The organism is Mucilaginibacter dorajii, from assembly GCF_024808255.1.
Classification (GTDB): domain Bacteria; phylum Bacteroidota; class Bacteroidia; order Sphingobacteriales; family Sphingobacteriaceae; genus Mucilaginibacter; species Mucilaginibacter dorajii.
In genome coordinates, this window is sequence record NZ_JANTYS010000001.1 from 509,815 (window position 1) to 532,649 (window position 22,835).

Below are 22,835 nucleotides of genomic sequence, written 5' to 3' on the forward strand. Positions count from 1 at the left end.
CACTTTGCAGAGTCAGAGGGTTTTGTCACTCTCAATGACGATTTTTCAACCTTAAAAATTCGGTTTCAATACATATTTGTTATAGAAACGGGTAATATGATCAACCGCTTCTTCGGCGGTATCAACTACACGGTATAGGTTTAAATCGTCGGGATTGATGTTGTGCTGATCATTCAGCATTTTATCTTCAATCCAGCTAAATAAACCTTTCCAGTAATCAATACCCACAAATATGATAGGGAAGCGGGCAATTTTGCCGGTTTGGATAAGGGTCATGGCTTCAAAAGATTCGTCCATAGTGCCAAAGCCACCAGGAAGGATGATAAAGCCTTGTGAATATTTCATGAACATTACCTTGCGGATAAAGAAGTAATCAAACTCCATAATCTTATCCCGGTCAATATATTTATTGTGGAATTGCTCAAATGGCAACTCAATGTTTAAACCTACCGATTTACCGCCCGCCTCATAGGCGCCTTTATTGGCAGCCTCCATAATACCAGGGCCACCGCCAGATATTACGCCGTAGCCATGCTCAGTAAGCAGACGGGCGGTTTCTTCGGCCAGTTTGTAGTAGTTATTATCGTTGTGGGTACGTGCCGATCCAAAAATGGATACACATGGGCCTATTTTAGCCAGTTTTTCAAAGCCATCAACAAATTCGGCCATTATTTTAAAAATCTGCCAGCTATCGGTTACCTTAATTTCCTGCCAGTTTTTGTTCTCAAATGCTTGTCTTATTTTATCTTCTCCTGTCATATGTTGTGTTTTAGTCCGGAAGTCCGAGAAGTCGGGAAGTCCGGAAGATTTTTTTTTGTCCGGAAAGTCGGGAAGTCCGAAAGTCCGGAAGTGTTTAGTTTTTTAGTTTGAAGACCCGGTAAATTCCGAAACTTCGTGGTTATTAATACTTGTAAAAATTATTTATGTTTCATTATTGATGCAATTTATAAACGCTTTGCAGGTAAACTTCTAATCTTCCCGACTTTACTGACTTTCGGACTTTCCGACTTCAATTACTTTCGGACTTGAGCTTACCCATAGCCCAACAAATGTAATTAATCCGTTAACAATGATAAGCTCATTGCTAAAAACATAGCCTCCTAAAAGTATTTTTGACTCAGCGTTTAGAAAGTAGCATATTGCAGGCGACGCAACGCAAATAAAAGGTACCAGTTTATCCCTTACCTGCCGGTTACTCACAAACAAGCCAAAGGAGTACAAGCCCAGTAATGGTCCATAGGTATAGGATGCTACGGCAAATATGGCGCTTACCACGGCGTCGTTATTAATTGCGTTAAATATAATGATGGTTAAAAACATCAGTCCCGAAAAGGCGATATGTACCGCATGGCGGGTGCCAACCATTTTTTTGCTGTTGATATCGGCCTTTTTGTTGAAGCCTAAAAAGTCGACACAAAAAGAGGTGGTTAAGGCGGTTAATGCAGAATCTGTAGTGGCAAACGTGGCCGCCGTTAAACCTAACATGAAAACCATCGCGGGCATAATGCCCAGGTATTTAAGGGCGATGGTAGGGTATAGGTAGTCGGTTTTTTCCACGTGGATGCCGTATTTATTGGCATACATCCAAAGTAAGGCACCCACACTTAAAAAGAAAATGTTGATTACCACAAACACGCTTGTAAAGCTGAACATGTTTTTCTGCGCCTCTTTAATGTTCTTTAAACTCAGGTTTTTTTGCATCAGGTCCTGGTCAAGCCCCGTCATTCCTACGGTGATAAATAAACCGCCCAAAAACGCTTTGGTAAAATGGAATTTGCTGCTCAAAAAGTCATTAAAGAAAAAGATCTTGGCGTAACTGCTGTTTTTTATTGCATCGGCCGCTTCAAAAATATTCATATGCAGGCTACTGCAAATGAAGTAGATTGACAGAAAAACCGATAGCACCAGGAAAAACGTTTGCAGGCTATCGGTAATAATAATGGTTTTTAACCCGCCTTTAAACGTGTACGACCAAATGAGCAGCAAGCAAATAAGTACGGTTACTGCGAAGGGAATATGATAACTATCAAAAATAAACTTCTGTAACACGATCACCACTAAATAAAGCCTGAATGCCGAACCTATTACCCTGCTGATTAAAAAGATACCCGCCGCGGTTTTATAGCTCCAGGTACCCAAAGCACCCTCAATGTAGCTGTAAATGGAAGTGAGTTTTAGCCTGTAATAAAGCGGAAGTAAAACAGTGGCTATGATGATAAAGCCTGCAGCGTTACCCAGTACAAATTGAAAGTAGGAAAATTGGTCGCCGGATGGCGCGCCTACCTTGCCAGGTACCGAAATAAAAGTTACACCGCTAAGCGCTGTGCCAATCATGCCAAAGGCCACCAGGTACCACTTGGAGTTACGGTTGGCCACAAAAAAAGTATCGTTATCTGCCGATTTTTTTGAAGTAAGCCAGGAGATCACCAACAGCACCAAAAAATAACCGATTATAAAAGAAAGTAATACTCCAGGCGACATATACGTGTTTTTAGTCCGAAAGTCGGTGAAGTCCGAAAGTCCGGAAGGTACTTTGCAAAGTACAGAAGAAATCAAATAATCACAAACTTAATGTTAGGCAGAAATTGACACTCCTTTGCATGATTAAACCATGTCATTGCGAGGAACGAAGCAATCGCGAACTTTACAGAGCGGATTTGTACGCGCGCGATTGCTTCGTTCCTACCCATGACAAGTCCACCATGTCATTGCGAGGCACGAAGCAATCGCATGCTATACAGGGCGGATCTGCACAGTTCGCGATTGCTTCGTTCCTCGCAATGACATAGCTTTATGTTGTCATTCCACCTTCAGAATTTCGCGAAATTTTACAACTCGCAATGACATAATTTTATATTGCTTATTCAAAGTGAGATCAAAAAGCTTTCGGACTTTCCCGACTTTCCAGACTTCCCGACCTCTTTCCCCTCAAATATTCTGCGCAATCACAAAGCCGCTTGCCCAGGCCCATTGAAAGTTGTAACCGCCAAGCCAGCCGGTAACATCCACACACTCGCCGCCGAAGAACAGACCGGGCACTTTCTTTGCTTCCAGTGTTTTGGATGATAACTCATCGGTTGATACGCCACCGCGCATTACTTCGGCTTTATCGTAACCCTTATCGCCGGCAGGTTTTACTTTAAAGTTGTGGATCAGTTCACTCAGATCTTCAATTTCGGTTTTGGTGAGCGATGCCAGGTTCTTTTCAACCGGGAGCTTATCGCTCAGCGCTTCGGCAAATTTGCGGGTGTAAAGGCTTGCCAGGTAGGCCAGCAGCATCTTTTTGCCGTTGGTTTCCTTTTCCAGTTGTATCAGGTCGGCAATGTTTTGGTTGGGGAGCAGGTCTATATAAATAGATTCGCCGGGTTTCCAGTAGGAGGATATCTGCAATATAGCCGGGCCGCTCAAGCCCCAATGGGTGAACAATATATTCTCCTCAAAGCTGATCCTGTCATTCCAAACCCGGCAAAAAATACTGTTGCCGCTCAATTGCTCATACCAGGGCTGGTCTTTACCCGTAATGGTTAAAGGCACCAGGGCAGGAGCGGTATCGGCAATTTTCATGTCAAACTGCCGCGCGGTTCTCAGCCCGAAATCGGTAGCCCCCATTTTAGGGATAGGTAAACCACCGGCGGCAATCACCACGTTTGGCGCGCTGATATATTCCTGTTTGCCGTCAATTTCAACCCGAACAGTAAAACCGTCGTCAGTTTTTTCCACTATTTTAACTTCGGCGTTACACCAGATATCCTGGTCAAGATCGGCACACAGGTCGATAAAAACTTGTACCACATCTTTAGCTTTATCGCTCACCGGGAAAAGCTGACCTAAAGTTTTTTCCTTGCCCTCAATGCCGTAAGTTTCAAAAAAGCTGATGGTATCTTCCACCGTCCATTGCGAAAACGCTGATTTAGAGAAGTGCGGGTTTTGCGAAATAAACTGCTGGTCTGTAGCGTATAGGTTGGTATAATTGCACCTACCACCGCCACTGATCAGGATCTTGGCACCCACGCGGTCGGCCTTTTCCAGGATCAGGGTACGCTTACCCAAAAAGCCGGCTTGCACGGCGCACATCAGCCCGCAGGCTCCGCCACCAATAATTATTGCGTCGAAATGGGTTTGTTTTGTTAATTTTGTTGTCATGACCGAGGTTTCGCAAATATCAGAATTTGGAAAGATACTCATCTTTCTGCTCACCGGAATAATTATGGTGTGCGTGATATTTTTTTTCAACAGGTTGCTGGCACCCAATCATCCCAATCCCGAGAAGCTAACTTCCTATGAATGTGGTGAAGAGCCTACCGGTAATGCCTGGTTGCCCTTCAATTCGCGTTTTTACGTTATCGCTTTAATATTTTTGTTATTTGATGTCGAGATGGTGTTTGTGTTTCCATGGGCGACTGTTTTTGGTAATCATGAACTAATAGCTCAGGACAATCGCTGGGGATGGTTTTCGCTGGCCGAAATGTTTGTGTTTTTGGGCATCCTGATCCTTGGCCTGGTTTACGTATGGGCCAAAGGCGACCTGGAATGGATAAAAGCCAAACCAACCGTACCCACAACTGATGTAAATATCCCGGCATCGTTTTACGAACAACTTAACCTGGAACAGGGCAAGTTTGTTGTAAAACCATTTAGCATGACTAATGAACCCGTTGTGGAAGCGGTTACTGTTGATGCTCCTGTAGAAGCGCCAGCCGTAAGAAAGCCCATGTTTAAACCCACTTTTAAAAAGCCTGCAAATGAGTAGTGATATCACCAGCGAAAGCGGCGGCGTAGTAGTTACTAAAGTAGATGATCTGCTAAACTGGGCGCGTCTGTCGTCCCTTTGGCCCTTAAGTTTCGGAATTGCCTGCTGCGCGATAGAAATGATGGGGTCTATGGCATCTACATATGATCTTGACCGTTTTGGCGTATTCCCGCGTCCATCTGCCCGCCAGGCCGATGTGATCATTATAGCCGGCACCGTTACCTTCAAAATGGCCGAGCGCATTAAACGCCTGTACGAGCAAATGCCCGAGCCAAAATATGTGATCTCGATGGGTTCATGCTCCAACTGCGGCGGCCCGTATTGGCAACATGGTTATCACGTAGTAAAAGGTGTTGATAGGGTGATCCCGGTTGATGTTTACGTGCAAGGCTGCCCGCCTCGCCCTGAGGCTTTAATCGGTGCTATATTAGAGTTGCAAAAGAAGATTGAGGGTGAGAGTTTGGTGAGGGGTTAATTCATGTCAGTGTGAAAAAAGATACCCGCAAAACCTTGCTAACTCTTATCGTAATTATGGCTGTTTTTATCGGTTCATTGGAACTATATGATATCAAAAGAAATAAGGATAAGGTAATTAAGCTTGCTGAAATTCACAAAGCGCCTTTATATTTGAAAGGCCTGATCACATATTTCCATTCCTCCAAAGGACATTCAATTTCAATAAAATACAATGTTCATGGTATATCTTATGAATACAATGGTGGCTGGGATCGCAATGTACAACAGTTAAAAGCCGGCGACTCTATCTGGATAAAATGTTCTGTTAAGCAGCCCGAATTGGCGATATGCGAATTGGAAGATGGTTATTAATTTAAAGGAACAAGGGTGAAATTTGTTATTGGAATTGTCTAAATTGTAAAAAATGCAAATCGCCTTATACCGAATCATACTCTTCGGCCAAAACATTACCAAACTAAAAGATTTCTACGTCGAAAACTTTGGATTTTCACTTGTTGAAGAGACTGAAGACCAGTGGGTAGTTTTAAAAGCCGGGGCAATGGAACTCGCTTTTCATAAAATTGGCGAAGCATACCAAACTACCGAAGAATTTAAAGCGGTAAGCAATACAAAGTTAGTTTTTAAGATAGGGAGTGATCTTGCCGGTTTAAGGGAGCAATTAATAGGTAATGGTGTTTTGTTAGGAGAGATCAAATCTTTCGCGGGCATTAATGCTTTGTTTTGCGATGGCGAAGACCCGGAAGGGAACATGTTTCAATTAGAACAACGGCTTGGCTTATAGCAGAGCGGATTTTAACTGAAGTAAAACAGGAGGCACCTACGGAGCCAATTCATTGTTTATTTAGTTGCTATAAATACGTGGCTACGCTGTAGCCTGTAATTACCATTTTTTAGGTAAATGCTTTTTCAACACTCCGTAGGAGTATCGTGTTTGTAGCTAAACCCTGCCTGGCTTTTTGGCTCCGTCAGGTGCCCCCTCTCTGAAAGCGATTTTTTCTGATATGCCCAAAGCAATAATATCCCTAAATTTATCTGTCGTAAACTAAGCCATTATGAAACTGAACTGCCTCAATTTATTTATCGCCTTTATTTGTTTCTCAACCTATTCATCAGCCCAAACCGCACCGAAGCAGGATTTCTTTCCGCAAGGCACTATGGTTTACAGCGACGTGAATTACGCCGGTGATACGCTTAAAAAACATCTTTTAGATGTTTACCTGCCGCCGGTTGCCAAAACCAAATACCCGCTCATCGTGTGGATTCACGGCGGCGGCTGGCGAATGAATGATAAATATGCCGATATGGGCTACATGACCCAAACATTGAAGGGTTTTATTGATAAAGGCTACGCCATCGCATCGATAGATTACCGTTGGAGTACCACAGCACCTTTCCCTGCCCAAATTCAGGATTGTAACCAGGCGGTGGCATTTTTATGCAGCCATGCGGCCCAATATAAATTAGATATTGATAAAATAGCGTTGATCGGTTTTTCGGCAGGAGGGCACCTGGCTTCACTGATGGGGTTATCCAACAATAGCAATATTAAAGGATTTTATGTCGATGGTAAAAAGCCTTCGTTTAAGATAAAGCTGGTGCTTGATTTTTATGGACCTTCAGATTTCCTTTCGCTTGCAGGTAACTTAGATAAAGGTGCGCAGAACGCCATTACCCTACTCCTGGGTGCAAGCGCTTTTGACAGGCCGGATTTGGGTAAAATTGCCAGTCCGCTAACTTATGTAGATAAAAATGACCCGCCGTTTCTGATTGTACAGGGCGAAAAGGACGAGGCGGTAAATCCATCGCAATCGGTAGCGTTAAGTCTTAATCTTAAACTGGTTGGCGTAAAAAATGAGTTGGTCATTGTACCCAACGCCCCGCACTTCGGTGTTATGTTTGATGCTGAGGATATCAGGAGTAAGGTTTTTGCGTGTTTGGATGAGTATATGAGGTAGCAGGTATTCGCCTGGAAATGTTTTTTTATGTCATTGCGTCGTTCCTACCCACTACAAGCCCGCCATGTCATTGCGAGGCACGAAGCAATCGCATGCTTTACAGGGCGGATCTGCAAAGTTCGCGATTGCTTCGTGCCTCGCAATGACATAGCTTTATATTGTCATTTCACCTTCAAAGTCTTCCGGATTTAAAAAACAAAATGACGATTTTTTAAATGGTCATTACTTCACCGGCCTGTCAGCCAGCGCCACACCCCAATGCTCGTTAGGCTTTGGCCCCATCACAAACTCCAAGGTACCACCACTCGTTATATCCTGCTGGGTAATAAAAGTATGCGTATAAGCTTTGCCATTCAATTTTGCCGATTGGATATAGATATTATCGGCCGAACTGTTTGGTGCAAGCACCGTGAATTTTTTATTTAGCGGCAACTGCATTACCACCTTACGCATCACCGGCGTGCCTATCACGTAAACGCTGCTGGCCGGGTTAACCGGGTAAAATCCCATCGCGCTAAAAACGTACCATGCCGACATTTGCCCGCAATCCTCATTGCCTGCGTAACCCGATGACGAGGTATTGTATAACTCCCTGCAAATTTTGGCTACATAATACTGGGTTTTCCAGGGTTGGCCTGCATAGTTATACAAATAGGTAATATGATGGCTTGGTTCGTTACCATGAGCGTATTGCCCAATAAAGCCGGAGGCATTGCCGTTAACCTCGCCCGGTTTACTGTCGAGCGTAAAGAAGGTATCCAGTTTGGCGGTAAATTTGCTGTCGCCGCCTGTTAATGCGATCAGACCTTTAACATCCTGGGGTACATACCAGTAATATTGCCATGCATTGCCCTCGGTATATGGGTTGCCGCCGTTGCCACCATATTGTAGCGGGTTAAAGGGCGATAACCACTTACCATCATTATTCTTAGCCCTGAAAAAGCCGCTTTGCGTATCGTAAAGGTTTTTAAAATATTGTGAGCGCTCCATAAAATGGGCATAGTCGGCGGTTTTGTTAAGCTTTTTTGCTAATTGAGCAACGCACCAATCATCGTAAGCCATTTCCAGGGTTACCGATACTGATTGGGTTAACACGTTTTCGGGCATGTAGTGGTATTTTTCCCAGGCCTTAAACGGCGAGCCGGGATGATCTGTGGTGGACGAGTTTTTAACCGCTTCGTAAGCTTTTCGAATATCGAAACCGGGGATGCCTTTCAACGCTGCATCTACAATAACCGGGATAGCGTGATTGCCTATCATACAATAGTTTTCCTGCCCCCACAATTGCCAAATGGGTAAATATCCGTAAGCCTGGTATTGGCTAAGCATGCTGTTTACAAACCCCGCGGTGCGCTGCGGTTGTATAAGCGTGTAAAGCGGGTTAGCCGCACGGTAAGTATCCCATAAAGAAAAAGTGCTGTAAAAGCCTGCTTTGCTGTTATGCACAGTATAGTCAATAGCGGTATAGTCGCCGTTTACATCAGCATAATTATTGGGTTGAATACAGGTATGGTAAAGCGCGGTATAAAAGATCTGTTTTTGCTGCTCGGTTCCTTCAACCTTTATTTTATCCAGTTCGGTTTCCCATTTGGCGTTGGCCTGGGCAACGGTTTGGTTAAAATCCCAGCCTGGTATTTCGGTTACAAGGTTCAATTTGGCATTTTGGGTACTTACGGTAGATAGGCCCACTTTGGCCAACAGGGGTGAGCCATCGCCGGTATTAAAATTGAGTACAGCGCGTAAGTCGGTACCGTTTAGGAGTTTTTGGTCAAAATATTGGGTGCCGCCGTCAATTAGGTCGTTGCTTTTAACGGGCTTGTTAAATTCGGTATAAAAATAAACTTTGCGCAACTTGGCCCAACCGGTGATCACCCTAAAGCCCTCAATAGCATGGTCATTCACCATATGAAATTGAGCGGCAATAACATGGCAGCCAAAGTTTGGCTTTTTTGTAGAATGGTTCAGGTCAATAACCACCCGGCCCTGGCTGTTTTTAGGGAAGGTGTACTTATGGAAACCTGCGTGCTCCGTTGCGGTAAGTTCTACATTGATTCCGTAATCATCCAGCTTAACCTGGTAATAGCCGGCTCTTGCCGATTCATGGTCATGCGAAAACCTTGAGCCATAGCCGCTGCCCGCCTGCTGGGCGTTGCCTGCGCGTGTTTTTTCATCACCGGTGTATGGCATAAACAAAATATCAAACAAATCCGGCGCGCCGGTACCACTTAAATGGGTGTGACTAAAGCCCGCTATGAAGTTGTCATTATGATCGTACCCGCAAGCCGCGTCCCATTCTGGTTCGTCGCGCGTATCGGGGCTTAATTGTACCATGCCAAAAGGAACAGTTGCTCCCGGGTAATTATTGCCCGATAGACTGCCTTTCACCGCGCCCGTGCCTATAAATGGGTTTACATAGGATGTAAGTTTAGGGTTTATTTGTGCCGATGTAAACAGGGGCAGGCTACAGCTTAAAGCAAGCAAATACTTTAGTAATGGCTTTGGTGTCATAAAATTATCCGCAGATTATAATTGATTTAATCAAGGCCGACCGGCATATGTTAGTGCCAACCTCAATACCGACGAAAGTATGACGCATGGCGTGCCCCGCCAATAGATAAAACGGTGAAAAGAATGGACAATTATTTGATTGCAAATGGCCGGGATAGATAATGTTACCCTTAACCCGTATTTTTTGCAGTAATGCGGTATTGCTCTGGCGATGAACCAATGTACTTTTTAAAAATGCGCGAAAAATAATAAGGATCTTCATAGCCCAACTCGGCTGCTACTGCTTTTATTTTGTCGCCGTTGGCATAAAGCAGTTGGCAGGCCTTCTGCATTTTCAGATGGATAAAATAGTCAATAGGCGGCATTCCGGTAGCCTTGCGAAAAAGGTTTGAAAAATGCGATACCGATAAATTATGCTTGCCGGCCATATCCTCTACACTTAATTTCTTGTTCAGGTTATCGCGCATGTTGTGGATGGTTTTGGTAATGATGTCGCCTTCATCATCTTTATCATTCTGTATATGTCGTTCGGGCATTAAAAATGTAGCTATAATATGATACAGGCAAAAGCACGCGCTATTAATGTTTTCCAGGCTATAACCCATCTCTAACGTTTGGTAAATATTATGCCATATGTTTATCGCGTTTTCATTAAAGGGAGTTTGTACCGGGCCGCGATTAATGCTTAAATTGAGCGAGTTGTTGAACTCCTGGATCTTATCGCCGGTAAAATGTACCCAATAAATAGTCCATGGATCGTCATTATCTGCCCAGTAGCGCATGTATTTATCTGTGGCTGGTATCAGGATGTATTGGTTGCTGCGCACCTCGTAGCGCTTATTATCTACAATAAAGTAGCCTTTGCCTTGTAAGCAATAAATAAGGATATTGTCTTCACAGCCTTTGCGCCGTTCGCGGTAATGGAACGATGCTTTGGGGAAATAACCAATATGGGTTATATAAATATGGAAAAGCTCAGGATCGCGCTCTTTGGCATCGCGCAGCACTTTTTGAGGAATGCTGATAAATTTTTCACCCTCAAAACCCTGCCGTCTTTTAAAGCTGTTACTCATCAAAATAATATTAGGTGTAATTGGTATTACAGTGGGATACTACATTACCTAAAATGCACGGCCCGGTGTATATGATGCTATTATAGATAAAACAATCTGTAAATGCAATCATTTATACCTAATTGCAAACTATTCACACCATTATGCCAATAAAACATATTTTAACTGGTTGCTTAGTGGAATAATCCATTAAAAAAAATGTTTTACCTATTATAATCACCAAAGCAGGGCTTTACTTTTGGTTTGTTCATCATAACCAATATAACCAGGTCTGCAGATTGATATTTTTAAAGTTTCTTACTAATGCTGTTTACGGCAATAAACTTAAACTGTCTGCAAATTTTTTATAAGGTAATACCATGGTGGTTTAAACCATAAAGTTTAGGCGCATTGAATTTTACGTCTCAGCTTCAACTTTTATATAATATGCTACTAAAAAACAAAGTGATTTTTTTAACCGGGGGTACCGAAGGTATTGGCTTTGAGTGCGCCAAAATATATAACGCGGCTGGGGCAAAGCTCAGCATCGTTTCCAATTCGGAGCGAAGCATCGAGGAGGCCCGCCTCAAACTACAAACCGAAGATATCCTGTATATAAAAGCCGACGTAGCCGTTGCCGCCGATATTCAGCAGGCTATTATTGAAACTGTAGGCTACTTTGGCAAGATAGATGTGATTCATAATAATGCAGGTATCAGTAACCCGTCAAAGGCCTTGCACGAAACTACCGAGGACGAATGGAACGCGCTATTTAATGTAAACGTAAAAGGAGTTTTTAACACCACCCGCTATGGTATTGAGGAACTGAAAAAAACAAGGGGCAACATCCTGAACACCGGCAGCCTGGTGGGTGAAATAGGACAGGAGATTCACGCCGCCTATAGCGCTACCAAAGGCGCTATAAGTGCCCTTACCAAATCAATGGCATTGGATTACGCCCCGTATGGTATTCGGGTAAATGCCGTGGCGCCTGCAGGTGTGTGGACACCCATGCTGCGGGTATGGAGCCAGCAACAACCCGATGCAAATTCTATTGAAAACTACCTGGATGATATTCATGCCCTAGGTTATTGCCCCGAAGGTGATGTGGTGGCCGATGCCTGTTTGTTTTTAATATCAGACCAGGCCCGCTTTGTTACCGGTTGTATTTTACCTGTAACCGGTGGTGCCGAGCTGGGCTATCGCCGGGTAATTAACCAAACTGTTCAAGCTATCCAGGAAAAAAACGACCATATTTAAGATGATCAAAAATATACAAGTTGATGATGTTCGTTACGCCCTTGATGGCGCCGCGGGCAGTGATGCCATCCATACCGACCCAATTTACTCTTACGCGGTAACCCGTTTATTTGACGATAGTGGCCATACCGGCGTTGGCTTCGCCTTTACCTTAGGTGAAGGGAACGACCTGGTTTGCAAAGCCGCTCAATATTACGCCGATAAGATTAAAGGTAAAGACATTGAAGAAACCATGGCCAATTTTGGTGAGTTGTTTAAAAGCTTATCAAACGATCAGCAATTTCGTTGGTTGGGGCCGCATAAAGGCGTGGTGCATTTGGCTTTAGCATCGGTCACCAATGCCTGTTACGATCTTTGGGCCAAAAAAAGGGGCGTGCCGCTTTGGAAGCTGTTAATCGATCTATCGCCAGAGCAAATTGTAGCAACCCTTGATCTGAGCTATTTAGAGGATGAACTAAGTCATGACCAGGCTATCCAAATGCTGCGCTCCCAACAATTAACCAAAAGCAGCAGGGAAGGTATCCTGGAAAAAGGTTACCCAGGTTATGATACCTCAATAGGCTGGTTCAATTACTCTGACGAAAAGGTGCGTGAGAATTGTAAGATAGCGCTTGCCGAAGGTTTCACCGCCATGAAGCTTAAAGTAGGATCGATAAATCCCGAGCGCGACATTCGCAGGGCGCACATTGTACGGGAAGTAGCTGGCGATAGTGTTAAGGTAATGCTTGATGCCAACCAGCAGTGGAATCTGCCACAGGCCATATCTATTTGCAATAAACTGAAAAGCATGAATCCTTACTGGATAGAGGAACCTACTCATCCGGATGATGTAATCGCTCATAAAACACTGGCCAAAGCCATATCGCCATTAAAACTGGCCCTTGGTGAACATGTACCCAATAAGATCATTTTTAAGAATTATCTGCAAACCGCCAGCGCATCATTTATTCAGGTAGATGCCGTAAGGGTAGGGGGAGTGAGCGAATTTATAACCGTAAGTTTATTGTGCAAAAAGTACGGCGTCCCAGTGGTACCACATGTAGGTGATATGGGGCAACTGCATCAGCACCTGGTATTGTTTAACCACATAGCTATGGGGCATGAAGCATTGTTTTTAGAACACATTCCACACCTGCAAAAACATTTTGTAAACCCGGTGAATATTGAAGGCGGCGTATACAAAACCCCGCAAACACCGGGAAGCAGTTGTGATTTGAAGATATTAGTTTAAAAAGAGAGTCAAGAATTAAGAGTCAAGAAGCAAGACGAGGGGAAATACAAAATGGCGAAAGACTTACGAAATTTTTAAAACTTCGTAAGTCTGGGTTCTATACCCATGTCATTGCGAGGCACGAAGCAATCGCACGCCTGGTTGGCGTACCTGCATAGTTCGCGATTGCTTCGTGCAATGACATAAAAGAAAACACTTGCAAAAAAAGTCTTAATTCTTGATTCTTAACTCTTGATTCTATTCCCAAAAGATATGATACATACACCCGATCTGATCATTAGTGCCTTGTACATAGCCGTAATATTTATTATTGGCTTGTGGTCGGGTATTCGTCATCAGCACCGAACTAAGAATAATAATAATGAGGCCGGAGAGTATTTCCTGGCAGGTAAAAAGCTGCGCTGGCCTATGATAGGCCTGGCGTTGTTTGCTACTAATATTTCTTGTGTCCACTTGGTAAGCCTTGCCCAAAGTGGTTTTGATACCGGCCTCCTTAATGGCGATTTTGAATGGATGGCGGCCTTTACGCTTATCCTGCTGGCACTGTTTTTCGCACCATTTTATATCAAATCCGGTGTATCTACGTTGCCCGATTTCCTGGAGAAGCGATATGATCGTGCCAGTCGCGATTGGCTGGCCATAGTATCTGTGGTGTCGGCTATCCTCATTCACATCGCGTTTTCCCTATTGGCGGGTGGCATAGTATTACATACGCTATTTGGGGTTGATATGTATACCAGCGTTATTGTAATCTCTGTAATCACTACCATATATACGGTTGTAGGCGGTTTAACCGCGGTAGTGGTAACAGAATCTATCCAAACCATTGTATTGCTGGGCGGCGCCATTATTATGAGCATCGCAGCCTACACCAAAATGGGCGGTTGGGAACCAATGGTTGATGTACTGAAACATACCGGCGAATTAAACAAACTATCCATGTTAAGGCCGCATGGCGACGCAAGTGGCATGCCCTGGTACGCTGTATTTTTAGGTTACCCGGTATTAGGTATCTGGTACTGGTGTGCCGATCAAACCATTGTACAACGGGTATTGGGTGCTAAGGACGAGAACCATGCACGGGTCGGTCCGCTGTTTTGCGGCTTTATTAAAATTTTGCCGGTTTTTATTTTTGTTATGCCTGGCCTGTTTGCCTATACGTTGGCGCAAAGCGGTCACCTGGATATATCGGCTTTAAAAAGCATCGTGAACGGTAAAGAAGTGGTAAACAGCAAAGGGATCTACACCTTAATGATCACCCAGCTAATCCCGCCGGGATTAATAGGAGTGTTGGTTGCCGCGTTATTATCCGGGCTGATGAGCCAGATCTCTGGCGCGCTCAATTCTATATCAACCATTGTAAGCTACGATATTTATAAAAGGTACCAGCCCCAGGCTACTGATGCCAAACTGGTAAACGTTGGTAAAATAGCAGCAGGCGTATCGCTGATAGTTTCGCTGTTGATGTTGCCACTTCTTAATAATTACGAAAGTATTTTTAACGGCCTTAACGATATTATAGCTCATATAGCCCCACCTATAACCTGTGTGTTTTTGCTAGGTGTATTCTGGGAAAAAGCATCAGCAGTATCAGCTAAATATACCTTATGGGTAGGGTCGGCAATTGGAGTGGCTGTATTTATAATTGGTAAAGTTTACCCCACTGGTTTCATCGGGTCGATACCATTTATGATGATGGCCTTTTACCTGTTTTTGGTTTGCCTGTTTATGCAGGTTGTACTATCATACCTATACCCGGTACAACATACTAAAGAAAGCCAAACCCTTTACTGGCGATCACCATGGGAACCGCTTAGGGGCGTGGCGTGGCCCGGTCTGGGAAATTATAAAGTATTATCAATACTGTTGATCGGTATCATGGCTGTTTTATTTTACATCTTCAAATAAAAAATTATGATAAGAAAAGTTAATTTCATCAACGTATTTTCCATCATCTTTATAACTGTTTGTATCTCATTGGCCGCTTATAACCATAGCAGGATAGATAAGGCCAGGCAACAGAATACTGCATCAACTGTACAGCCGCAAGTTAAAATACAGCGTTTTGGGATGGTAACCGGGTTAAAACCCGAGAAGATGGCCTATTACAAAAAACTACATGCCAATGCCTGGGCAGGGGTGCTCAAAAAGATAAAGGAATGTAACATTCGTAATTACTCTATCTACCTGCAAAAAATAGATGACAAATACTTCCTGTTTAGCTATTTTGAGTATGCCGGCACTAATTTTAAGGCAGATATGGCCAAAATGGCCTCAGATACCACTACGCAGCGCTGGTGGAAAGAAACAGACCCAACGCAAATTCCACTCCCCGAAGCTACCGCTAACAAGCAGCAATGGCAAAATATGGAAGAAGTTTTCCATACCAATTAGCACAACTCCATTTTTTAGTTTTTATTGCTTTTGATGAATTATTAACTTTTTCGATACAATTTTGCCTGATTCGTAAAGCTTGGGTGGTAATGTTACAAGGATGTTAATAGTAGCTGTACTATTTGATGGCAATATAGCTTTTAAAGATAATAATCCATCAACTCAGATACTTTTTAAAATTTTTAAGTAAGTTTTATATAGGGAGTTATGTGTATGTTGTACAATTATTATTAATGCAAAAAAAGTTCTAAAAGAATAGCATAGTCCATCAAATTTAAAGATTTATCCATTTCAAATGGGGCCGGGGTAAATTAGTTTTACTAAACCAATAGTAACCAATTTAAAACTTAGAAATATGCAGCACAACTACTTTCAGTTAAAACCTATCTGACTCTTTTTATTAATTGCCAAAAAGCCACATTGGATAATTAACCTTTAATACTTGTTGAGTTTTCACTGTTCAAAGTATTAAACCGGTAAGCTACTATCCTGTAAAGCTTTATGATTTTTTACATAGCTAAAATTACGTTTTACCACGTGAGGGCATCGCTTTGCCTTTTTTATAGTAAAAAATAAATAAACTGTAAAATATACATTAATCAGCAACGGAGTTAATCAGGAACGTCTTTCAATATAAACCAGTTATAATACCCCATAAAATAATGATCAAAAAGTATTACCCTAATTTTTCACTAAACCAATTAACTAACCAATAATTAACCAATTTATGAGAAAATTTTACGATGTATTCAGGCGCCTTTGGGTGTTAAAAATTCCTTATAACTCACTAACAGCCGCCTGCGTGCTGGTTTTTGTGTTTGTAGGTTTTGGATCTGTTAACCATGCCGCGGCGCAAACAAAGGTTACTGTAATAGGCAGCGTTGTTGATACGCTTGGCGCGCCAATAATAGGTGCCAACATTGCGCCGGTGAACAAAAAAGGCAACAGCACTGCAACAGACGGTAACGGTAAGTTCCTGTTAGATGTTGAAGTAGGTACTGTTTTGAAAATTAGCTATGTAGGTTACATTGCCAAAGAAGTTACTATTACCGCAACCCAAAAAGTAATTAAGGTAATATTATCTGAAACCAAAAACCAGTTTGATGATGTGGTTGTAACCGCTTACGGTCGTAAGCAGTTAAAGGAGGCGGTTGTTGGTTCTGTTACCACGGTAAAACCAGGTAACTTGAAAATTCCGGCCAGTAACCTAACCAATGCGCTTGCCGGGCAAGTGGCAGGTGTTATTGCTTATACCCCAAGCGGACAACCAGGGCAAGATAATGCCCAGTTCTTTATCCGTGGTGTAACTACTTTTGGTTACAAACAAGATCCTTTGATTTTGATTGATAACGTAGAGCTGACAACAAATGATCTGGCGAGGTTAAATGTAGATGATATCGAAAGCTTTTCAGTATTAAAAGACGCGAGCGCTACAGCATTATACGGTGCCAGGGGTGGTAACGGCGTAATTTTGGTGAAAACCAAAGAAGGTAAAGCAGGTAAAGCCCAGATTAATTTCAGGGTTGAAAATTCATCTTCAAGATCGGTAAAAACACTTGAACTTGCCGATCCTATTACCTATATGAGAGATTTTAACGAGGCTACCCGCACACGTTATCCGTTAAATCCGCTGCCATATAGCGAAAATAAGATCATTAATACCGAAAATACCATAAACCATACTCCGGGTAGTAACCCTTACGTATACCCGGCTGTAAACTGGATGGATTTATTATTTAAAAACCACACCAACAATCAGCGCGGCGATCTGAGCCTGCAAGGTGGTGGTGGTGTGGCCCGTTACTATGTAGCAGGTTCATATAATAATGATAATGGTATATTAAGAACTGATATCAGGAACAATAATAACAACAACGTTAATTATAAAACTTACCAGTTACGTTCAAACGTAAACATTAATGTTACTGCCAAAACCGAATTGGTGGTACGTTTATCTGGTACATTTAGCGATTATAATGGTCCGCTTACCAGCGATGGTACACAGCAAACCCAGCTTTATAACCTGGCTACACATACCAGCCCGGTTGATTTCCCAGCCTATTATCCACCAGATTCGGCCAACGTACTTACCAAGCATATTTTATTTGGTAACGTAGCGTCCGCATCGGGTAGCGATGGCGCAAGTCAATACCTTAACCCGTATGCCGAATTGCTGAAAGGACACCAAAATTCGTCAGAATCAAGGATGCTGGCACAATTAGAGTTAAACCAAAATCTCGATCTTATTACTTCGGGTTTAAATTTCCACGCCATTTTAAGTACCAACAGGTATTCGTTCTTTCAATCATATTTGGCTTATTCACCTTTTTATTACCAGGCTACCAACTATGATAAAGCAAGTAATACTTACCAGTTACAGTGGATCAATAGTTTACCTACCGGTAACAACGTAGCCAGGGAATATCTTCAGTATTCAACATTTGGTAATAACGTAACGTCTGCCTTTCTATACCTGCAGGGCGTAATGGACTACTCGCGCACTTTTGCTAAAGATCATACAGTAAGTGCAGCACTGATAGGTACAGAGCAGCAAACACGTTATAGCAATGCCAGCAGTTTGCTGGGTTCTTTGCCATATCGTAACCAAACAGTAGCAGGCCGTGCCACATACTCTTATAAAAGCAAGTACTTTTTAGAGGGCAACTTTGGCTATAACGGTTCTGAGCGTTTTTCTGCCAATCACCGCTTTGGTTTCTTCCCTACCATTGGTGCTTCTTGGATCATCAGCGAGGAAAAATTCTGGGGCGACCTGTATAATGTATTTGATCGCTTTAAAATCCGCGCCAGCTACGGTTTAGTTGGTAACGACCAAATAAGCGGACAAAGATTTTTTTATGTGTCTGATGTAAACCTTAACGGCGGTAACCCGGCATCATTTGGTACAACAAATGGTTACACCCGTAATGGTGTAAGTATCAATAACTACGAAAACGACGATGTAACCTGGGAAAAATCAAAACAAACTAACTTGGGCCTTGAGTTTACTGTGCTTAAAAAGGTAAATGTTATTGCCGAGGTTTATAATAACGATAAGTACGACATTTTGCAAAACCGTTCATCCGTACCAACAACTCTTGGTCTTGAATCGGGTATAGCTGCAAATATTGGTAAAGCTAATTCAAAGGGTATTGATATCTCTTTAGATGGTAAGCAAAATATAGGTCGTGATTTTTCGATAGCGGCACGTGGTAACTTTACTTATTCTGAAAATAAATACACACAATATGAACAGCCAGCTTATCCCGAAGCCTATAGAAGCAATATTGGGCAGCCAATAAACCGGGCCTACGGTTACGTAGCCGAGCGCTTATTTGTTGATGACAATGAGGCGGCAAACTCGCCTTCACAAATTTTTAGCAACGGCGGCTTTGCACCTAAAGGTGGCGATATCAAATACCGCGATTTAAATGGAGACGGTAAAATAGATGGGGCAGATCAAACCTTTATAGGTAACCCAACTGTACCGCAAATAGTATACGGTTTTGGTGTCTCGGCTACTTACAAAAACTTCGATCTTTCCGGATTTTTCCAGGGACAGGCTAAAGTTTCATTCTTCATCAATCCGGGTACAACATCACCATTTATCAAAAGTCCCGAGTCTCAGTATACTGGTAACACACAATTGTTAAAAGCTTATGCCGATGATCACTGGTCTGAAGATAACCAAAACTTATATGCTTTGTATCCAAGGCTTGGTCCTGATGGTGCAGTTATTGAAAACAACAGGCAAAATAGTACCTGGTGGTTGCGTGATGGCAGTTTCCTGAGGCTTAAATCTGTAGAGTTTGGCTATACAATCCCTACACGCATTGCCAAAGCCATACGGGTAAAAAATCTAAGGATCTATTTTAACGGCTTGAACCTGTTAACCTGGAGCCCCTTCAAATTGTGGGATCCTGAACTTGGAGGCAACGGTTTTGCTTACCCAATTCAAAAAGTATATAACATAGGTATCAACGCCAATTTATAGCATTAACTGAATATAATTCAATATATGAAATCATATTATAAATATCTGTTCATGGCAATTCTCGCAGTTTCTTGCGTGTCATGTAAAAAGTATCTTGACGTTACGCCTGATAACGTAGGTACCATAGATTATGCCTTCAGGAACCGTAACGAAGCAGAAAATTATCTTTTTAGCTGCTACGCCACATTACAGCAATTAATTTATCCGCAAAATAACCCTGGTTTTACAACATCGGCCGAAATTATTTTCCCAAATAACCTCACCGATAACCAGGGAATCGATCCTACCGGGTTTAACCTTATCCGTGGTACCCAAAGTGCCCAAAACCCGGGCCTTAACTATTGGGATGGTCAAAACGGTGGACAGGCTACTTTCAGAGCTATCAGGCGTTGCAATACCATGCTTGAAAATATTGACAAACCGGTTGATTTGGGTGCTGATGAAAAAAAGCGGTGGATAGCAGAGGTGAAATTTTTGAAAGCATACTATCACTTTATTTTATACCGTATGTATGGTCCAATACCTATTACGGATGTAAACCTACCCATCAATGCTTCAACCGAACAAGTAAAGGTAAAAAGAGACCCGGCAGATTCTGTTGTAAACTATATGGTTAGATTGCTTGATCAGGCTACACCTAATTTGCCTGCCGTAATTCAAAACCAGACAAAAGAGCTTGGTCGTATTACCCAGCCAATCGCATTGGCTGTAAAAGCGCAAATACTTGCAACCGCTGCAAGCCCCTTATTTAACGGCAATCCCGATTATACAGGTGTCAAAAATAAGGATGGCAAAGTGTTATTTAACTCGGCTTATGATGCTACAAAATGGGATAAAGCTGCTGCCGCTTGCTTAGCCGCAATCCAATCGGCCGAGGCTAATGGCAATAAGCTACATACATTTATAGCGCCCGCAAATATCACTACTCTTTCCGATTCGTTAAAAACAGTACTTGACCTGCAAACGGCTATTACCGAAAAATGGGATCTCAATACCGAGATCATCTGGGCTTTAAACCCCTATTTTCCGGGCCAAACCTATTGCGGACCAAGGTTAACGGCTAAGGCGGCTGCCAATCCTCAATTTCAGGGAACATTTGCAGTGCCTATTTCAGAACAGGAATTATTTTACAGTAATAAGGGTGTGCCCATTAATGAAGATAAAACATTTGATTACACCAACCGATATAGCCTGCAAACCGGTGATAAGGCAAATCGTTTTTACATAGCCAACAACTACACTACTGTTAAGGGCCACTTTAACCGCGAACCCCGGTTTTATGCCGATTTAGGTTTCGATGGCGGTATATGGTTTGGTAACGGTTTGGTTGGCCAGGAAAGTTTGTATTCTATCCAGGCGCGCGGCAGTGGCGACCTTGCCGGCCCAACCGATAACGTAAGGTTAAATATAACCGGTTACTGGCCCAAAAAACTTGTTAATTATTTAACTGTTTATGACGATGGCTATACTATAGCCGATTTTCGTTTACCAGTTATACGTTTAGCCGGTTTGTATTTACTATACGCCGAGGCGCTGAACGAACAAGGAAAATCATACACTGAAGTAGTGACTTACCTTGATAAAGTACGTTCAAGGGCCGGTTTGCCAGGGGTTGTTGATGCCTGGAGCAACTACTCAAATAATCCAACAAAATATACTACCAAAGATGGTTTACGCCAGATCATTCACCAGGAATCGCGTATTGAACTTGCTTTTGAATGCCAGCCGGGCTGGGATCTGCGCCGCTGGAAAGAACTGCAAGCTGTTTTAAGCCAACCATTGCAGGGATGGAATATTTATGAGCCGGATGCCATAAACTACTATCGCCCAAGAACATTGGTTGCTCCGGTATTCAATGTGCGTAATTACTTATGGCCAATAACCAATGACGATCTGATAGTTAATGATAACCTTGTCCAAAACTTAAACTGGTAATCAAAAAATAGTGATCATCAACATATTAAAAGGTATGAAAAAGATTAAAAATTGTGCATTTCTGCTCGTAATGGGTTTGATAATGACAAGCATGTATGCATGCAAAACGGATAACGGAGATAGGGAGCCTATATCGACAGATAAAAGCAAACCAGGTGTTATTACCAATGTTAAAATAACCAACTACGAGGGAGGGGCTTATATAACTTACACGCTGCCAAATTCCGATAATATTTTGTACGTGTCGGCCCAATATAACATCAGGGATGGGGTTTCAAGGCAAACTAAGTCATCCTATTATTCTGATACCGTAAATGTAGAGGGATTTGCAAAAGAGGCAGATTATGATGTAACGCTTTATACTGTATCAAGAGCAAATGTGCAGTCAGATCCGGTAAAAGTTACGGTGCACCCAAAAACTCCGCCTTATATTTCAATCAAAGCTACTACAGCTATATCTGCCGATTTTGGTGGCGTAAACGTTGTGGCTTTAAATCCGCTGAAAAAAGAAGTAGGTGTAATAGTAACCGCTTTTGATAAATCAACCGGGCAAATGGAGATCCAGGACCAGCACTATACCAAATCTGATACCATCAACTATTCGGTAAGGGGCTATAATACTGATCCTCGTAATTTTGGGGTTTATATTACCGATAGGTTTGGCAATATATCTGATACCCTTAAACAAGCGATAACACCATTATTTGAGGAACTTTTGGATAAAAGCAAATTTAGTGTTTACCAATTGCCAACAGATACAGAGATTGGTTACGGCTGGGTGCTTCCAAACCTTTGGGACGGAAAAACTGATGGAAGTTCTGCAGGCTGGCACACTAATCCGGGCCATGTACCTCCATTTGTATGTACCTTTAACGTTGGATTGAGTTATAAATTAAGCCGTTTTATCATTTGGGAAAGACCGGATGACGGCTCAAATTTGTATGCCTTTGGACATGGTAATCCACGTAAGTTTACTATTTGGGGTTCAAATGCTGCTTCACCTAAAGATTCGCAATTGCCAGCATCATCAATAGTTGGTACTGTGGTGGGCGATTGGACCAATATAGGTAACTATACCTACCCTGATCCGCCATCGGGCTTACCTCCCGCTGCTCACAATTCGGCCGACAACGCGTTTGTATTGGCTGGGGTTAACTTTAACATCCCGCTTACTGCACCGCCGGTTCACTTCATACGTGTTGGGGTTAATCAAACATGGTCGAATGGTAACTTCGCCCACATTATGGAGCTCTCATTTTATGGTAAACCACAATAGTAATTA

The 22,835-nt window shown here is 42.6% G+C and carries 17 protein-coding genes; 12 read left to right on the plus strand and 5 right to left on the minus strand.

All coding sequences use genetic code 11. The annotated features are described in order from the left end of the window. Positions 1–51 precede the first annotated feature (51 nt). The 3 genes from FHS10_RS01810 to FHS10_RS01820 all read right to left on the minus strand — a co-directional run bounded on the left by FHS10_RS01810 (position 52) and on the right by FHS10_RS01820 (position 4,143). Positions 52–759 (minus strand): LOG family protein, encoded by a 708-nt coding sequence (locus FHS10_RS01810; protein WP_259087082.1) that lies wholly within the window; start codon positions 757–759, stop codon positions 52–54. Positions 760–984: 225 nt separating this feature from the next. Next, a complete protein-coding gene (locus FHS10_RS01815; protein WP_259087083.1) occupies positions 985–2,481 on the minus strand; it encodes a sodium:solute symporter in 1,497 nt (498 codons plus the stop codon). A 447-nt stretch (positions 2,482–2,928) separates the two neighbouring features. Further along, complete coding sequence (locus tag FHS10_RS01820) at positions 2,929–4,143, minus strand: BaiN/RdsA family NAD(P)/FAD-dependent oxidoreductase (protein ID WP_259087084.1); 1,215 nt, start codon at positions 4,141–4,143, stop codon at positions 2,929–2,931. Here FHS10_RS01820 and FHS10_RS01825 point away from each other — a divergent pair. From FHS10_RS01825 to FHS10_RS01845, 5 genes are all read left to right on the plus strand, one after another. Beyond that, complete coding sequence (locus FHS10_RS01825; protein ID WP_259087085.1) at positions 4,142–4,750, plus strand: NADH-quinone oxidoreductase subunit A; 609 nt, start codon at positions 4,142–4,144, stop codon at positions 4,748–4,750. The two genes, FHS10_RS01820 and FHS10_RS01825, sit on opposite strands and share 2 nt — an antisense overlap. Next, positions 4,743–5,225 carry an NADH-quinone oxidoreductase subunit B gene (locus FHS10_RS01830; protein WP_259087086.1) on the plus strand — a complete coding sequence of 161 codons (483 nt, stop codon included), beginning with the start codon at positions 4,743–4,745 and terminating at the stop codon, positions 5,223–5,225. Before FHS10_RS01825 ends, FHS10_RS01830 begins: the two co-directional genes overlap by 8 nt. 11 nt (positions 5,226–5,236) lie before the next feature. Next, positions 5,237–5,578 (plus strand): hypothetical protein, encoded by a 342-nt coding sequence (locus tag FHS10_RS01835; protein WP_259087087.1) that lies wholly within the window; start codon positions 5,237–5,239, stop codon positions 5,576–5,578. A gap of 52 nt (positions 5,579–5,630) precedes the next feature. After that, a complete protein-coding gene (locus tag FHS10_RS01840) occupies positions 5,631–6,008 on the plus strand; it encodes a VOC family protein (RefSeq protein ID WP_259087088.1) in 378 nt (125 codons plus the stop codon). Positions 6,009–6,279: 271 nt separating this feature from the next. Beyond that, positions 6,280–7,182: an alpha/beta hydrolase gene (locus tag FHS10_RS01845; protein ID WP_259087089.1), complete on the plus strand. Its 903-nt coding sequence runs from the start codon at positions 6,280–6,282 to the stop codon at positions 7,180–7,182. 222 nt (positions 7,183–7,404) lie between these two features. Here the strand turns inward: FHS10_RS01845 and FHS10_RS01850 are convergent, their stop codons facing one another. After that, complete coding sequence (locus FHS10_RS01850) at positions 7,405–9,690, minus strand: GH92 family glycosyl hydrolase (RefSeq protein ID WP_259087090.1); 2,286 nt, start codon at positions 9,688–9,690, stop codon at positions 7,405–7,407. Positions 9,691–9,860: 170 nt separating this feature from the next. Then, positions 9,861–10,763 carry an AraC family transcriptional regulator gene (locus tag FHS10_RS01855; protein WP_259087091.1) on the minus strand — a complete coding sequence of 301 codons (903 nt, stop codon included), beginning with the start codon at positions 10,761–10,763 and terminating at the stop codon, positions 9,861–9,863. A gap of 426 nt (positions 10,764–11,189) precedes the next feature. Between FHS10_RS01855 and FHS10_RS01860 the strand changes: the two genes are divergently transcribed. The 7 genes from FHS10_RS01860 (at position 11,190) to FHS10_RS01890 (ending at position 22,829) form a co-directional block, all read left to right on the plus strand. Then, positions 11,190–12,002, plus strand: a complete 813-nt coding sequence (locus tag FHS10_RS01860) for an SDR family NAD(P)-dependent oxidoreductase (RefSeq protein WP_259087093.1) — start codon at positions 11,190–11,192, stop codon at positions 12,000–12,002. A 1-nt stretch (position 12,003) separates the two neighbouring features. After that, positions 12,004–13,233 (plus strand): enolase C-terminal domain-like protein, encoded by a 1,230-nt coding sequence (locus FHS10_RS01865; RefSeq protein ID WP_259087094.1) that lies wholly within the window; start codon positions 12,004–12,006, stop codon positions 13,231–13,233. 252 nt (positions 13,234–13,485) lie between these two features. After that, positions 13,486–15,141, plus strand: coding sequence for a sodium:solute symporter (locus tag FHS10_RS01870; protein WP_259087095.1), 1,656 nt, complete (start codon positions 13,486–13,488; stop codon positions 15,139–15,141). A gap of 6 nt (positions 15,142–15,147) precedes the next feature. Continuing rightward, positions 15,148–15,627: an L-rhamnose mutarotase gene (locus FHS10_RS01875; protein ID WP_259087101.1), complete on the plus strand. Its 480-nt coding sequence runs from the start codon at positions 15,148–15,150 to the stop codon at positions 15,625–15,627. 727 nt (positions 15,628–16,354) lie between these two features. Beyond that, a complete protein-coding gene (locus FHS10_RS01880; protein WP_259087103.1) occupies positions 16,355–19,618 on the plus strand; it encodes a SusC/RagA family TonB-linked outer membrane protein in 3,264 nt (1,087 codons plus the stop codon). Positions 19,619–19,669: 51 nt separating this feature from the next. Then, positions 19,670–21,553: a RagB/SusD family nutrient uptake outer membrane protein gene (locus FHS10_RS01885; protein ID WP_259087105.1), complete on the plus strand. Its 1,884-nt coding sequence runs from the start codon at positions 19,670–19,672 to the stop codon at positions 21,551–21,553. Between the two features lie 34 nt (positions 21,554–21,587). Further along, positions 21,588–22,829 (plus strand): DUF5000 domain-containing lipoprotein, encoded by a 1,242-nt coding sequence (locus tag FHS10_RS01890; protein WP_259087107.1) that lies wholly within the window; start codon positions 21,588–21,590, stop codon positions 22,827–22,829. The last annotated feature ends 6 nt before the right edge of the window (positions 22,830–22,835 follow it).

Coding starts and splice junctions, on each gene's coding strand:
- FHS10_RS01810 (WP_259087082.1), bottom strand. CDS start 759: ATGACAGGAGAAGATAAAATAAGACAAGCATTTGAGAACAAAAACTGG.
- FHS10_RS01815 (WP_259087083.1), bottom strand. CDS start 2,481: ATGTCGCCTGGAGTATTACTTTCTTTTATAATCGGTTATTTTTTGGTG.
- FHS10_RS01825 (WP_259087085.1), top strand. CDS start 4,142: ATGACCGAGGTTTCGCAAATATCAGAATTTGGAAAGATACTCATCTTT.
- FHS10_RS01820 (WP_259087084.1), bottom strand. CDS start 4,143: ATGACAACAAAATTAACAAAACAAACCCATTTCGACGCAATAATTATT.
- FHS10_RS01830 (WP_259087086.1), top strand. CDS start 4,743: ATGAGTAGTGATATCACCAGCGAAAGCGGCGGCGTAGTAGTTACTAAA.
- FHS10_RS01840 (WP_259087088.1), top strand. CDS start 5,631: ATGCAAATCGCCTTATACCGAATCATACTCTTCGGCCAAAACATTACC.
- FHS10_RS01845 (WP_259087089.1), top strand. CDS start 6,280: ATGAAACTGAACTGCCTCAATTTATTTATCGCCTTTATTTGTTTCTCA.
- FHS10_RS01850 (WP_259087090.1), bottom strand. CDS start 9,690: ATGACACCAAAGCCATTACTAAAGTATTTGCTTGCTTTAAGCTGTAGC.
- FHS10_RS01855 (WP_259087091.1), bottom strand. CDS start 10,763: ATGAGTAACAGCTTTAAAAGACGGCAGGGTTTTGAGGGTGAAAAATTT.
- FHS10_RS01860 (WP_259087093.1), top strand. CDS start 11,190: ATGCTACTAAAAAACAAAGTGATTTTTTTAACCGGGGGTACCGAAGGT.
- FHS10_RS01865 (WP_259087094.1), top strand. CDS start 12,004: ATGATCAAAAATATACAAGTTGATGATGTTCGTTACGCCCTTGATGGC.
- FHS10_RS01870 (WP_259087095.1), top strand. CDS start 13,486: ATGATACATACACCCGATCTGATCATTAGTGCCTTGTACATAGCCGTA.
- FHS10_RS01875 (WP_259087101.1), top strand. CDS start 15,148: ATGATAAGAAAAGTTAATTTCATCAACGTATTTTCCATCATCTTTATA.
- FHS10_RS01880 (WP_259087103.1), top strand. CDS start 16,355: ATGAGAAAATTTTACGATGTATTCAGGCGCCTTTGGGTGTTAAAAATT.
- FHS10_RS01885 (WP_259087105.1), top strand. CDS start 19,670: ATGGCAATTCTCGCAGTTTCTTGCGTGTCATGTAAAAAGTATCTTGAC.
- FHS10_RS01890 (WP_259087107.1), top strand. CDS start 21,588: ATGAAAAAGATTAAAAATTGTGCATTTCTGCTCGTAATGGGTTTGATA.